The organism is Paraburkholderia sp. JPY419 (assembly GCF_050435705.1).
GTDB classification, from domain to species: Bacteria; Pseudomonadota; Gammaproteobacteria; order Burkholderiales; family Burkholderiaceae; genus Paraburkholderia; species Paraburkholderia youngii.
This window is the reverse complement of the sequence record NZ_JBNDKV010000002.1, coordinates 1,007,186-1,020,471: the sequence shown is the minus strand read 5'-3', so window position 1 is coordinate 1,020,471 and position 13,286 is coordinate 1,007,186. Positions and strand designations below refer to the sequence as shown.

The following is a 13,286-nucleotide window of genomic DNA, read 5'->3' as shown; positions in this document are numbered from 1 at the left end:
GCTGCTTATCCGAGGGTTCGTGGACCCTCGGGTGTTTCAAATTCGGCGACGAGCGCCGCGGCGCCGTCGGTCGGCTGGACGTCGAGCAGGTGCGCGGCGCCGAGCCAGCGCAGTTGCTCGCCAATCAGCTCCGGCCGCGGATGCACGGCTTTCAGCGCTTTCAGCGCGAGGTTCGTCGGTGCCAGCGACTGTGACGGATGCCGCGTCGATTCCCACTGGATCAGCGACGGCAGCACGCCGTCGCCGGCGCCTTGCCAGGCGGGGAACGAGCCGTCGTCGGGCACCGTCAGGCCCCACGTGAAATCGCCGCGCGTCATCGGCACGACCGGCGCGATGCGCTGCGGGTACTGCGTCTGCCACGTCGCGAGACGCTTCGGCCGCTCGACGCGCGCGACCCAGTGCGACAGATACGGGCCGTTTTCGAGTCGCGCCTGCATCGCCGGATCGTCGAGCGCGAACAGGCGCGGGCGCGGCGCGGTGCCACCGGGTGTGTCGGCCGCGGCGCGCGGATCGATCGCGATCACTTCCAGGTAGACGCCGCCCCACAGGCCGAGCAGGCGATTGTGGGTCCGCATCAGCGGATGCGCGCCGCCGCCGGCCGGGGCGACGCCGAGGGTATCGGCGACGTACTGGACGCCTTCATCCAGCGTGCGCGCGGAGACGACGAGGTGATCGAGACTGATGAGCGATTGGGCTGTCAGGGCTGTCATGGCGGATGGACGGAAAACGCTGTTCTGCGCAAGGGCCCGTTGCGCGCCACGCTTGTAGGCTGCGCTGCCGGGGCCGTAAGCATAACCGTTTGCCGGATCGGCGGGCCATGCGGATGGTTTCGTATGCCGTGACCACCCTTCGCTGGATTCAAATGTAACGGCCCCGACCTGCACAGTAACGGTACAATCGACGCGATACTGTTCGGTACAGTCGGAGCCCCTCATGTCCGTCCCGCTTGCCCAGATTCCCGCCCCGCACGATACCGCGTCGTTGACTCTCGTCGAACAGCTCGTCCAGTGGGCGCGGCGCCGCATCGAGGAGCGCGTGTTCCGCCCCGGCATGCGCATGCCGTCCATCCGCAAGCTCGCGCTCGACAAGGGCGTATCGCGCTTCACGGTGGTCGAAGCGTACGAGCGGCTCGTCGCGCAGGGTTTCCTGGAGTCGCGGCGCGGCTCCGGCTTTTATGTGCGCGAGCGCCAGAGCGGCGCGGCGAGTGTCACCGAACTGCACCCGCGCGCCGAGGCGCTGCCCGCGCCGGCCAATATCGACGTCGTCTGGTTGCTGCGCAACATGCTGCATACGGGCGCGCGGCCCGAGCGCAGTCCGGGGCTCGGCTATCTGCCGGCCCGCTGGCTCGACGGCGACCTGATCACCAACGCGCTGCGCACGCTCGGCCGGCAAAGCGGCATGCAGATGCTCGGCATCGGCACCGCGCAAGGCTTCCTGCCGCTGCGCCAGCAGTTGCAGACGCGGCTCGAGGAGCTGGAGATCGGCGCGTCGCCCGAGCAGATCGTGATGGTGTCCGGCATCACGCAGGCGATCGACCTGATTTCGCGCATCTACGTGAAGCCGGGCGACGCGGTGATCGTCGGCGATCCGGCGTGGTTTCAGATGTTCGGCTGCTTCGCGTCGCAGGGCGCCCGATTGGTCGGCATGCCGTACACCCCGGACGGTCCCGATCTCGACGCGCTCGAAGCGCTGGTTCAGGAATGGCGCCCCAAAATGCTGGTGATCAACTCGGTGCTGCAAAACCCGACTGGCACCTCGCTGACCGCCGCGCAGGCGTTCCGCATCCTGCGGCTTGCCGAGGCGTACGACTTCATCGTCGTCGAGGACGATATCTACGGCGACCTGTGCCCGCCCGGCTACCCGGGCACGCGGCTCGCGAGCCTCGATCAGTTGAAGCGTGTGATTTACCTCGGCAGCTTTTCGAAGACGCTCGCGCCGAATCTGCGAGTGGGGTTCATCGCGTGCGCGCCGGAAGTCGCAATGGTGGTCAGCAATCAGAAGATGCTGGTCGGCATGACGAGCCCCGAACTCAACGAGCGCGTGATCTACAAGATCCTGACCGAGGGCCACTACCGGCGGCACGTCGAGCGCATCCGCGCGCGGCTCGACGGTGTGCGCGAGAAGGCCGTGCGGATGATCGAGAAGACCGGTATGAAGCTGTTCCTGACGCCGACGGCCGGCATGTTCCTCTGGGCCGACACCGGCGTCGACGCGGGCGCGCTCGCCGCGGCCGGGCACGAAGCTGGCTTCCTGCTCACGCCGGGCGGCCTGTTTTCGCCGCAGCAGTCGCCGAGCACGTGGATGCGCTTCAACATCGCCAATTGCGGCGATCCCGAACTGCCGGCGTTTCTGAGCCGTTATCTCGACGGCGTCGCGCGCCGCGCCTCTTGAAACCGCGCCGGATCGTCCCCAATTGCGCCGACGATCCCGCGGTCCGGCGATCCGGCCCGGCGGGCCCTGACAGGTTTCGCCGCCGCCCATCCCCCATTCGCAACAGAGAGGAAGTCCGACCATGGCACAAGAAACCATGAGCTTTCAGGCAGAAGTGAAACAACTTCTGCAACTGATGATCCATTCGCTGTACAGCAACAAGGAAATCTTTCTGCGCGAGCTGATCTCGAACGCGTCCGACGCGGCCGACAAGCTGCGCTTCGAGGCGATCGAAAACAGCGCGCTGTACGAAAACGATCCGAACCTGCGGATTCGCGTGTCGTACGACAAGGCCGCGCGCACCGTCACGGTCGACGACAACGGCATCGGCATGAGCCGCGACGAAACGATTGCCCACCTCGGCACGATCGCGCGTTCGGGCACCAAGGAATTCTTCGGCAAGCTGTCGGGCGACCAGCAGAAGGACGCGGCGCTGATCGGCCAGTTTGGCGTGGGCTTCTACTCGGGCTTCATCGTCGCCGACAAGATCACCGTCGAGACGCGCCGCGCCGGCTTGCCGGCCTCGGAAGGCGTGCGCTGGGTCAGCGCGGGCGAGGGCGATTTCGCGGTCGAGACGATCGAGCGCGCCGCGCGCGGCACGACCATCACGCTGCATCTGCGAGCCGATGAGGATGAGCTGCTGTCGTCGTATCGGCTGAAGTCGATCATCCAGAAGTACTCGGACCACGTCGCGCTGCCGATCCTGATGAAGAAGGAAGAGTGGGACGCGGAAAAGAGCGAGATGGTCACGAAGGACGAGGACGAGACCGTCAACCAGGCGAGCGCGCTGTGGACCCGTTCGAAAAACGACATCACCGAAGATCAGTACAAGCAGTTCTACCAGCACATCTCGCACGATCATCAGGATCCGCTGACGTGGACGCATAACCGCGTCGAAGGCCGCAGCGAGTACACGCAACTGCTGTACGTGCCGGCACACGCGCCGTTCGATCTGTGGAACCGCGAGCAACGCGGCGGCCTGAAGCTGTATGTGAAGCGCGTGTTCATCATGGACGACGCCGAGCAACTGCTGCCCACCTACCTGCGTTTCGTGAAGGGTGTGGTCGATTCGGCCGATCTGCCGCTCAACGTGTCGCGCGAAATCCTGCAGGAAAGCCGCGACGTGAAGGCGATCCGCGAAGGCGTGACGAAGCGCGCGCTGTCGATGCTCGAAGAACTGGCGAATTCGGATGAAGCCGCCGACAAGGAAAAGTACGCCAGCTTCTGGAAGGAATTCGGCCAGGTGCTGAAGGAAGGCATCGGCGAGGACTTCGCCAATCGCGAGCGCATCGCCAAGCTCCTGCGCTTTGCGACGACGCATACGGGCACGGCCGAGCAGACCGTGTCGCTGGCCGACTACGTCGCTCGCATGAAGCCCGAGCAGACCAAGATTTACTACGTGACCGCCGACACCTGGCAAGCCGCGTCGAACAGCCCGCATCTCGAAGTGTTCCGCAAGAAGGGCGTCGAAGTGCTGCTGCTGACCGATCGCGTCGATGAATGGATGCTGTCGTTCCTCAACGAATTCGACGGCAAGCCGCTGCAAAGCGTCGCGCGCGGCGATCTCGATCTCGGCGCACTGAACGACGAGGAAAAGCAGGCGCAGGAGAAAATCGGCGAAGAGTTCAAGCCGCTCGTCGAGAAGATGAAGGAAGCGCTGAAGGACAAGGCGAAGGACGTGCGTCTGACGTTCCGCCTGACCGACTCGCCGTCGTGCCTCGTTGCCGACGACGGCGAAATGAGCGGCTACCTGCAGCGCATGCTGAAGGCCGCGGGCCAGCAGGCGCCGGAGTTCCATCCGATTCTCGAAGTGAATCCGGAGCACGCGCTCGTCAAGGGTCTGCATGCCGATAGCGCGAATTTCGACGACTGGTGCCATCTGCTGTTCGATCAGGCACTGCTCGCCGAAGGCGGCGCGCTGGAAGATCCGGCGAGCTTCGTGAAGCGGACCAATGCGTTGCTGCTGTCGCGCGCGGGTTGAGTTTCAGTGAAGGCGAACTGGGAGCGTCGATGACGTTGTTATTGGATTGACGCTGTGTGGTGGTTCGGCAATGCGCTGCTTCGGCAGCGCATTTTTTTTTCCCGTCGGTTCGCGCCGGCTTCTTGCTTGGGGCGGCGCGCGATCAGCGCAAGCGTCGCCGCGAAAAAATGCCGTCGGAGCGCGCCGCTATAATCCGACACCATGCCTATCCGTTTCGATCCCGCCGACACCCACTGGCGCGTCGCGCCTTTGCCCACTTTCAGCGCTGCCCAGAAAGACTGGCTGACCCGCGGCGGTTCGCTGACTGCGCATCTGCGCGCGCTCGGCGCGGTCGCGGTGCGGGTGACGCGCGAAGCGATCGCGCAGCCGTGGCCGGACGAAGCCGCCGCGCTCGGACTCACGCCGCGCGCGCTCGTGTGGGTGCGCGAAGTGGTGCTGTCTGTCGATGGTGTGCCGTTCGTCGCCGCGCATAGCGTGACGCCACGCGCCGCGAGCGTCGGCATCTGGCAGGCGACGCGGCGGCTGCGCACGCGGCCGCTCGCCGAGTTGCTGTACAGCGATAGCGGCGTCGCGCGTTCGTCGCTGGTGAGCCGCAGGGTGGGGAAGCGGCATCCGTTGTATCGGCTGGCCGCGCGTGAGATCGGCGGTGGCGTCGTGGATGAGCCGCATGCGCTGGTCGCACGGCGCTCGGTGTTCGAGCGCCACGGCGCGCCTTTGATGGTGACCGAATGCATGCTGCCGGCATTGTGGGAGCATCTGGCCTGGTTGGAGCAGGCGGGGCGCCCGGGCGCCGCGACCGAGCGCGTTCCAGCCGCGCATGTCGCGCACGAACGGATACGCGACCACGGCCGTCCGCTCGATCACACCGCGTCGCGCGCGCATGCCGCGCCGCGCACGTCGGACGATCGGAGCCGCTGATGTTGCGCGGCTTTCCGCCGGTCGTCGCGGCCGACACGCACACGCTGATACTCGGCAGTTTTCCCGGCGAAGCGTCACTGGCCGCGGCGCAGTATTACGCACATCCGCGCAACCAGTTCTGGCGCCTGCTCGGCACGGTACTCGGCGAACCCGCGCTGCACGGGTTGCCGTATGAAGAGCGCCTCGCACGCGTGCTCGCGCATCGGGTCGGCATCTGGGATGTGCTCGATGCATGCCATCGTCAAGGCAGTCTCGACTCGGCGATCCGCCATGCGCAGCCGAACGACTTCGAGTCGTTGCGCGAGCATGCGCCGTTGCTTAACAAGGTTTGCTTCAACGGGAAGACGGCGGGGCGGTTCGCGCCGGTCATCGGTGCGGCAGGCTATCGAACGCTGGTGTTGCCGTCGTCGAGCCCGGCGAATGCGACGCTGTCGTTCGAACAGAAGCTCTCGTGTTGGCGGCAGATTCTCTCTTGACGAAATTCGGAGGAAGGGTACTTAGTTCGGCAGCAGCGAGCCGCTACGAACAGGCTCGGCTCCAGCGACACACGCGACCTCCAGCCCCGCGGTGGCGAAGCGCGCGCGTTGCCGCGCATATAGCACGCCGGCGACGGAATTCGTGATCGTGACGACGCGGCCGGTCAGCGGATCGACGATGTCGGCGATCGCCTCGCCGGGCTCGACCCAGACACCGAGCGGCGCGCAGAACACGAGCACGCCGGAGATCGGTGCGACGAGCGGCTCGCTGCCGGAGAAAGGCGTGGCCTGGAACGCGAGCTCCGGCAACGGCGCGGGTGTGCCGTCGATGACACCGCGAAACGTCAGGTATTCGACGATCGCGTTGGCGTCGCGCTCGGCGAACGCGTAGCTCACGTCCGCCTGGCCGCGCAGCTCGATCGTTACCGAGATCGAGCCATGCGGAATCGGATAGCGCTCGCCGTAGCGGGCACGCAGCTCGGACCAGCTGAAGCTGTGAATCTCGTCGAACGGATTGCCGATCGAATTGAGCGCGAGCAGCGAAGTCTTCGCGTCGAGATAGCGCGCGAGTGGCTCGACGTCGGGCCACGTGTCGGGATTCGTGAACAGATGCATCGCCGCTTCGAAGTCGCAGTGCAGGTCGAGCACGACGTCGGCATCGTATGACAGGCGCTGCAGTGCGAGGCGCTGCGATTCGAGCTCGGTGGTCGGCGTCTGCTCGGCGAGCGCCTCGCACATTGCGGCGCGCACGGCGCGCAGGTTCCGTTGCGCGTCGCCGGTCAGGTGAGGCTCGATGCGCGGCATCACGAGCTCGGCCAGATTGTGGAAGTTGCGATTGAAGTTCGCCGCGGTGCCGCTTTCGAAGCGGCCAACCATGTGCCCGAGCACCCGCTGGTTGAGGCCGATCGGATTGGGTACCGGCACGATGACGATTTCGCCGCGCAACCTGCCCGCCGTCTCGAGGGCGGCGACGCGTTGGCGCAGTTCCCATGCGACCAGCATCCCCGGCAGCTCGTCGGCATGCAGCGACGACTGGATGTAGATCTTCTGTCCGCCCGTCGGGCCGTAGTGGAAGCTCGTCAGGTACCGCTCGGTGCCGAGCGACGGGGAAATCAACGGATGGGTTTGTGTTTGCATGATGGTGTGAATGTTGCCGGCCGCCGTACGAGCGCGGGATTCCCGCGCCATTGCCTGTCAGCTGACGCATACGTCGTCGAAGTTGAAGTGCCTGGCTTCGAGCTTCAGCTCAGTTGTATAGACAAGATAGAGAATTGAAGATGATGGCGGAAGTAGGGTTTTCGCTGACGACGGGCGGCGCGCCTTCATATAGGGGGGATTTTCGCGCGAAACGAAAATTCGAAGGAAGAATCGAGGCGTGCGCTGTAGCAATAGATGTATATGCAACCTGCGCGCTATGGCGAAGGTTCGAAGACGAGCGACGCCGCGCCGCGCCGTCAAAGCTCGAGTGCAAGAAACCTCGTGCCCTCGACCGGATTTGCGTAGTAAGGCGCGATTTCCACGAACCCTAATCGCTCGTAGATGCGCTGCGCGAAAGCGGTTTTCGGCACCGAGTCGAGGACCAGCTTCGAGAAGCCCAACGATTTTGCTTTCCCGATCACCGACGTCACCAGCGTTTCGCCGAGACGCATCCCTCTGAATGCGTCGCGAACGAACAGGCGCTTGATTTCGGCGGTCCCCGCACTATGGCGCAGCAGCCCCGCGCAACCGGCGAGTTCGCCGCCGGCATCGGCGACGAAGAACATGCCGGATGGCAACGTGTAAATCGCTTCGAACGCGTCCATTTCGGCATCGAATCCACGGTACGACAGGTCCAGATCCAGCCACTGGACATACTCTCGGATCACCGCGACGAGCTTGCGCGTATCGGCGGGGAAAACGGCTTCGCGAACGATCGGCAGCGGCGTTTGCATGGCGGTTCTCAGATCCATACGTCGTTTTCGGCCGTTCTTTCGTTGGTCGTATCGCCGGTGTTGACGACGCCGCGCGGTTCGATCAGCAGCAGCTTCACTTCGGAGCCGGCATACGGCTTGTGCTCGACTCCCTTTGGAATCACCGCCATTTCTCCGGCGAGCAGTTCGATCGAGCGATCGCGGAAGTCGATGCGCAAGCGCCCTTCGAGAACGATGAAAGTCTCGTCGGTGTCGGCATGCCGGTGCCAGACGAAATCGCCCTCTATCTTTACGACCTTGAACTGATAGTCGTTCATTTCGGCAACCACGCGCGGCTGCCAGTGATCGTCGATCTGACGGATCTTGTCGAGCAGATTGATCGTCTTGTATTGGCCGCGTTGCTCGGGGGTCGGCTGGGAATCGCTGTGCATGGTGGCTCCATTCGGGTGATAGCTGGAACAGAGCTTAGGCCGGCGGCCGGCGGGTGTCTTGAACGATCGTGCAAGCCTGCGCTAGCCGGCGCGCCGATCGCTCGTCATCGCGAGCCAACGTGCGGGCGGGATTCCGTATGCGTGGCGAAAATGCCGGGTCATGTGGCTCTGGTCGGCGAAGCCGGCCGCTGCCGCCGTGTCCACGAGGGAAACGCCGCGCAGCATCATCGCGCGCGCCGCTTCGAGCCGGCGCATGACCAGGTAGTGATAGGGGCTGGTGCCGTAAAAGGTTCGGAAATCGCGCGACAGGCTCCAGCGGTCCTGTCCGCTGACGGCGGCAAGTTCATCCAGCGTGACGACGCGGCTGCTCGATGCGTGCAGATATTCCCGTGCCCGCTGCGCTGCCGCGAAATCCGCGGACCTGCGCGCAGCTCGGGCACCCGATACGCTGTCCAGCGCGAGCGCGAGGCCGGCGAGCGCGTCGTCGCGCTCGAGCGGTTCGGCGTCGCCGCGCATCTGGCGCAGCGCTGTCTTCGTCGCTTCGAACAGCCGTGGATCGGTCGTGACCCCGCCTTCGACGAATGGCAGCGGCCGGCCTCCGAGGACCTCCTGGATGGCGGCCGGGTGCACGTAAATCATCTGATAACGGAATCCCTCCTGCGTGCCGGCCTGACCGTCGTGCGCTTCGTCGGGATGCAGCACCATCGTCTGTCCGGGCAGGCTGGTGCGCAAGCCGCGCCGGTAGTGAAAGCACTGAACGCCGGCGAGCGTCAGGCCGATTGCGTAGGTGTCGTGCCGATGCAGGGAGTACGCATTGCCGTGGAAAAAGGCTTCGATGCGTTCGACTCCGTCGGTGGGCTCCGAACGGGAAATCCAGTCGGATTGGGCTTTGCTGGTATCGCCGTCCATGACGCTCTCCGGCTTCGATTGGCAGATCTGCGGGAATCCCCGTACATCGGCTCATTGTATCGATGTGGCCGTGCGACGCACGGGATGCCAGCCTGGCAGGCAAGTCGCACGTTCCTGCGCGCCGGTTCGGCCGCTCTTGCGTCAGCCCAAAAATGAGGCAGAATCCAGACGTGCGACCCGCTGCGCGACGCAGTCCGCCGTGTTCGCTTAATCGTTCCGCTTTGGCGTTCCAGGGCCCCGCATCGCCATCCGCCGCGCACAGCGTTTGTATCCTCGTGTTGTCGTTTTCCTGATCGACGCTTGCGCATCCTGCCGGTTTCCCGCGCGAGATGCCTCTCAACCGCCCGCCCAGAGCCTAGCAATGACGACCCAGCAACCGACCATCATCTACACCCTCACCGACGAGGCCCCGCTGCTCGCGACCGCCGCGTTCCTGCCGATTATCCGGACCTTCACGAGGCCGGCCGGCATCGAGGTCGAGACCAGCGACATCTCGGTCGCGGGCCGCATCCTCGGGGAGTTCCCCGAATTTCTGACCGAAGCGCAGCGGGTGCCCGACAACCTCGCTGAACTCGGTCGCCTGACCTCGTTGCCCGACACCAACATCATCAAGCTGCCCAACATCAGCGCATCGGTGCCGCAACTGACGAGCGCGATCAAGGAACTGCAGGCGAAGGGCTACAAGGTGCCCGACTATCCGGAAGATCCGAAGACCGACGCGGAGAAGGCGATCCGTCAGCGCTACTCGAAGTGTCTCGGCAGCGCGGTCAACCCGGTGCTGCGCGAGGGCAACTCGGACCGTCGCGCGCCTGCCGCGGTGAAGAACTACGCGCGCAAGCATCCGCACAGCATGACCGAATGGAGCATGGCGTCGCGCACGCACGTCGCCACCATGCGGCACGGCGACTTCTATCACGGCGAAAAATCGATGACGCTCGATCGCGCGCGCGACGTGAAGATGGAACTCGTCACGAAGAACGGCAAGACGATCGTGCTGAAACCGAAGGTCGCGCTAGAGGCCGGCGAGATCATCGACAGCATGTTCATGAGCAAAAAGGCGCTTCTCGCGTTCTATGAAGACCAGATGGAAGACGCGCGCAAGACCGGCATGATGCTGTCGCTGCACGTGAAGGCGACGATGATGAAGATCTCGCATCCGATCGTCTTCGGCCACGCGGTGAAGGTGTTCTACAAGGACGCGTTCGCGAAGCACGGCAAGCTGTTCGACGAGCTCGGCGTGAACGTCAACAACGGCCTCGTCAATCTGTACGAGAAGATCGAGGCGTTGCCGGAATCGCAGCGCGAGGAAGTGATCCGCGACCTGCACGCGTGCCACGAGCATCGTCCGGAACTGGCGATGGTCGATTCGGCGAAGGGCATCTCGAACCTGCACGCGCCGAACGACGTGATCGTCGATGCGTCGATGCCGGCGATGATTCGCGCCGGCGGCAAGATGTGGGGCGCCGACGGTCGTCCAAAAGACACCAAGGCGGTGATCCCGGAGAGCACGTTCGCGCGCATCTACCAGGAGATCATCAACTTCTGCAAGACCAACGGCGCGTTCGATCCGGTCACGATGGGCACCGTGCCGAACGTCGGCCTGATGGCGCAGAAGGCGGAAGAATACGGCTCGCACGACAAGACCTTCGAAGTGCCGGAAGACGGCGAGGCGCGCATCGTCGATCTCGCGAGCGGCGAGGTGCTGCTCACGCAGAACGTCGAGCAGGGCGACATCTGGCGCATGTGCGAGGTGAAAGATGCGGCGATCCGCGACTGGGTCAAGCTCGCGGTCACGCGCGTGCGCAATTCCCGCACACCCGCGGTGTTCTGGCTCGACCCGTATCGCCCGCACGAGGCGGAACTGATCAAGAAGGTCGAGGCCTACCTGAAGGATTACGACACCACCGGCCTCGACATCCAGATCATGTCGCAGGTGCGCGCGATGCGTTACACGCTGGAGCGCGTCGTGCGCGGGCTCGATACGATCTCGGTCACCGGCAACATCCTGCGCGATTATCTGACCGACCTGTTCCCGATCATGGAGCTGGGCACGAGCGCGAAGATGCTGTCGATCGTGCCGTTGATGGCGGGCGGCGGCATGTACGAGACCGGCGCGGGCGGTTCGGCGCCGAAGCACGTGAAGCAGCTCGTCGAAGAGAACCATCTGCGCTGGGACTCGCTCGGCGAATTCCTCGCGCTCGCGGTATCGCTCGAAGAGCTGGGCATCAAGACCGGCAACAACCGGGCGAAGATCCTCGCGAAGACGCTCGACACCGCAACCGGCAAGCTGCTCGACAACAACCGCAGCCCGAGCCCGAAGACGGGCGAGCTCGACAATCGCGGCAGCCAGTTCTATCTCGCGATGTACTGGGCGCAGGAGCTGGCCGCGCAAACGGACGATGCCGCGCTGGCCGCGCAGTTCGCGCCGCTCGCGACGCAGCTGACCGCCAACGAGCAGGTGATCGTCGCGGAGCTCGCGTCGGTGCAGGGCGCGCCGGCGGACATCGGCGGCTATTACAAGCCGGACTTCAACAAGCTCGAAGAGGTGATGCGGCCCAGCCGCACATTCAACGAGGCGCTCAAGGCGGTGCGCGTCGAGTGAGGTAACGGCAAGTGACGATGGGCGGCCCGTTGCGCGCGGGCGGCTCGTCGTAGGAAGGGCGGCCAATGCTGCCTGCAAACGCTGCCCGCGAACGCGTTCAGTACTGCACGACGATCGTGACCCGGCGGTTCGCAGCTCTTGCCGCCGCGTCAGCGCCGGCAACCAGCGGGAAATTGTCCGCCCGCCCGATCGCGGCCAGTCGATGCGGCTCGATCCCGCGCTCGACCAGATACCTGACCACCGCCCCGGCACGAGCTGACGACAGCTCCCAGTTAGACGCATATTTCGCGGGTCGCAATCGGCACGCTGTCGGTATGTCCTTCGACGAGCACGTTTCCCGTCGAATCCTTTTGCAGCACCTGCGCGATCTGAGTCAGCACCTCGAACGAATCGGGTAGCAGCCGCGCATCGCCGGCGTTGAACAGGATCTTCGCGTTGATGCCGATTTCGACGCCGTGCGGCACGTCCGTCACCGTGATCAGCCCTTTCTCGCGCAGTGCATCGAGCAAGGCGCTCAGTTGCTTGCGCGCATCCTGTTGCGTGCCGCCTGCTGGCGGGGGCGCGCTCTGCTGCGCCGTTTTAGTCTCGAGCGTCTGATACCTGAGTTCGAGTTGCTTCGATTTCGCCAACTGCAACGCGTACAACGCGAGGAACAGCACCATCATCGTCGTGATGAGGTCCGCGTACGAGATCAGCCAGCGGCCGCCCTCGGTGCCTTCGCCGCTGTGCTCGTCGCGATCGTCCGTGCTGCTGGCGAGGCTCTTGCCGCCAGACGTCGTTTGCATAGTGATTGATCCGTTTCGAATGTCGGCGCGTCTCGCTCAGCGGCGCGCTCCAAAAGGCTCAGGCCAGGGACTCCGCTGCGCGCCCGCGCACCTCGCCGCTCAGACGCGTTTCGATCGTATGCGGCGACTCCTTGCGCGAAATCGCGAGCAGTCCGTCGAGATAAAGCCGGCGAAACCGCACCTCGCTGTCGAGCTGCGCCTGCAGCTTGCCGTACAGCGGCAGAAACACCAGATTCGCGAGTGCGAGACCGTACAGCGTCGCGACGAAAGCCGTCGCGATGCCCGAGCCGAGTTGTGCCGGGTCGAGAATGTGATTGGTGACCTGGATCAACCCGAGCACCGAGCCGAGAATGCCGAACGTCGGCGCATAGCCGCCCGCCTGCTGCCATACGCGCGCCGCCGCCATGTGGTTGCGCGCATAGGCATCGAGCTCGCGCTGCAATGCGTCTTCGAGCACGGCGGTCGACACGCCGTTCGCGAGCAGTTCGAGCCCGCGTTTGGCGAACGGATGAATGCCGCTCGCGTCCATCGATTCGAACGCGAGCAGGCCGTTGAGCTTAGCCTGATCGCCCCATTCGAGCAGATCCGACAGGCTCTTCTGCTCGACCCGCCGCGCGCGCCTGAACGCGAGGCCGAGCAGCTTCACCGCATCGAAGAAGCGTGCCCACGTGTTCTGGATCATCACCGCGCCGAGCGTGCCGCCGAGTACGATGACGAATGCCTCGTACTGGAACAGCGTCAGAAAATGCCCGCCTTCGAGCGCGAAGCCCAAAACGATTGCCGCTCCACCGAACAGCACACCAAATAACGTCAACAGGTCCATGCCTTTCCCCGAACGGCGCCG

At 64.7% G+C, this 13,286-nt stretch carries 11 protein-coding genes and 1 pseudogene; 5 read left to right on the top strand and 7 right to left on the bottom strand.

The features are described 5' to 3' along the window. Nucleotides 1-5: 5 nt before the first annotated feature. Complete coding sequence (locus QFZ91_RS10860) at nt 6-710, bottom strand: VOC family protein (RefSeq protein WP_429567234.1); 705 nt, start codon at nt 708-710, stop codon at nt 6-8. Nucleotides 711-933: 223 nt separating this feature from the next. Here QFZ91_RS10860 and QFZ91_RS10855 point away from each other — a divergent pair, with 223 nt between their 5' ends. The 4 genes from QFZ91_RS10855 (at nt 934) to QFZ91_RS10840 (ending at nt 5,805) form a co-directional block, all read left to right on the top strand. Beyond that, nucleotides 934-2,391: a PLP-dependent aminotransferase family protein gene (locus QFZ91_RS10855; protein ID WP_429567233.1), complete on the top strand. Its 1,458-nt coding sequence runs from the start codon at nt 934-936 to the stop codon at nt 2,389-2,391. Between the two features lie 121 nt (nt 2,392-2,512). Beyond that, a complete protein-coding gene (htpG, locus tag QFZ91_RS10850) occupies nt 2,513-4,411 on the top strand; it encodes a molecular chaperone HtpG (RefSeq protein ID WP_429567232.1) in 1,899 nt (632 codons plus the stop codon). Between the two features lie 201 nt (nt 4,412-4,612). Continuing rightward, nucleotides 4,613-5,329: a chorismate--pyruvate lyase family protein gene (locus QFZ91_RS10845; RefSeq protein ID WP_429567231.1), complete on the top strand. Its 717-nt coding sequence runs from the start codon at nt 4,613-4,615 to the stop codon at nt 5,327-5,329. Further along, entirely contained in the window at nt 5,329-5,805 is a 477-nt protein-coding gene (locus QFZ91_RS10840) for a DNA-deoxyinosine glycosylase (protein ID WP_429567230.1), read from the top strand. The genes QFZ91_RS10845 and QFZ91_RS10840 overlap by 1 nt, the downstream gene beginning before the upstream one ends. Nucleotides 5,806-5,826: 21 nt before the next feature. Here QFZ91_RS10840 and QFZ91_RS10835 read toward each other — a convergent pair whose 3' ends face one another. The 4 genes from QFZ91_RS10835 to QFZ91_RS10820 form a co-directional block, all read right to left on the bottom strand. Further along, nucleotides 5,827-6,942 carry a succinylglutamate desuccinylase/aspartoacylase family protein gene (locus tag QFZ91_RS10835; protein WP_429567229.1) on the bottom strand — a complete coding sequence of 372 codons (1,116 nt, stop codon included), beginning with the start codon at nt 6,940-6,942 and terminating at the stop codon, nt 5,827-5,829. 317 nt (nt 6,943-7,259) lie between these two features. Next, entirely contained in the window at nt 7,260-7,736 is a 477-nt protein-coding gene (locus QFZ91_RS10830; protein WP_429568622.1) for a GNAT family N-acetyltransferase, read from the bottom strand. A gap of 8 nt (nt 7,737-7,744) precedes the next feature. Then, a complete protein-coding gene (locus QFZ91_RS10825) occupies nt 7,745-8,146 on the bottom strand; it encodes a cupin domain-containing protein (RefSeq protein WP_429567228.1) in 402 nt (133 codons plus the stop codon). An 81-nt stretch (nt 8,147-8,227) separates the two neighbouring features. Continuing rightward, the gene (locus tag QFZ91_RS10820; protein WP_429567227.1) at nt 8,228-9,055 is read right to left on the bottom strand and encodes an AraC family transcriptional regulator; all 828 of its coding nucleotides are present in this window, start codon (nt 9,053-9,055) and stop codon (nt 8,228-8,230) included. A gap of 361 nt (nt 9,056-9,416) precedes the next feature. On the opposite strand from QFZ91_RS10820, the gene QFZ91_RS10815 reads away from it, so the two are divergent. Next, on the top strand, nt 9,417-11,657 hold the full coding sequence (locus tag QFZ91_RS10815; protein ID WP_429567226.1) for an NADP-dependent isocitrate dehydrogenase: 2,241 nt from the start codon (nt 9,417-9,419) through the stop codon (nt 11,655-11,657). A gap of 97 nt (nt 11,658-11,754) precedes the next feature. On the opposite strand, the pseudogene QFZ91_RS10810 reads toward QFZ91_RS10815, so the two are convergent. Beyond that, nucleotides 11,755-12,442 (bottom strand): annotated as a pseudogene (locus QFZ91_RS10810) (OmpA/MotB family protein). A gap of 58 nt (nt 12,443-12,500) precedes the next feature. After that, the gene (locus QFZ91_RS10805) at nt 12,501-13,265 is read right to left on the bottom strand and encodes a flagellar motor protein (protein ID WP_429567225.1); all 765 of its coding nucleotides are present in this window, start codon (nt 13,263-13,265) and stop codon (nt 12,501-12,503) included. Between the last annotated feature and the right edge of the window lie 21 nt (nt 13,266-13,286).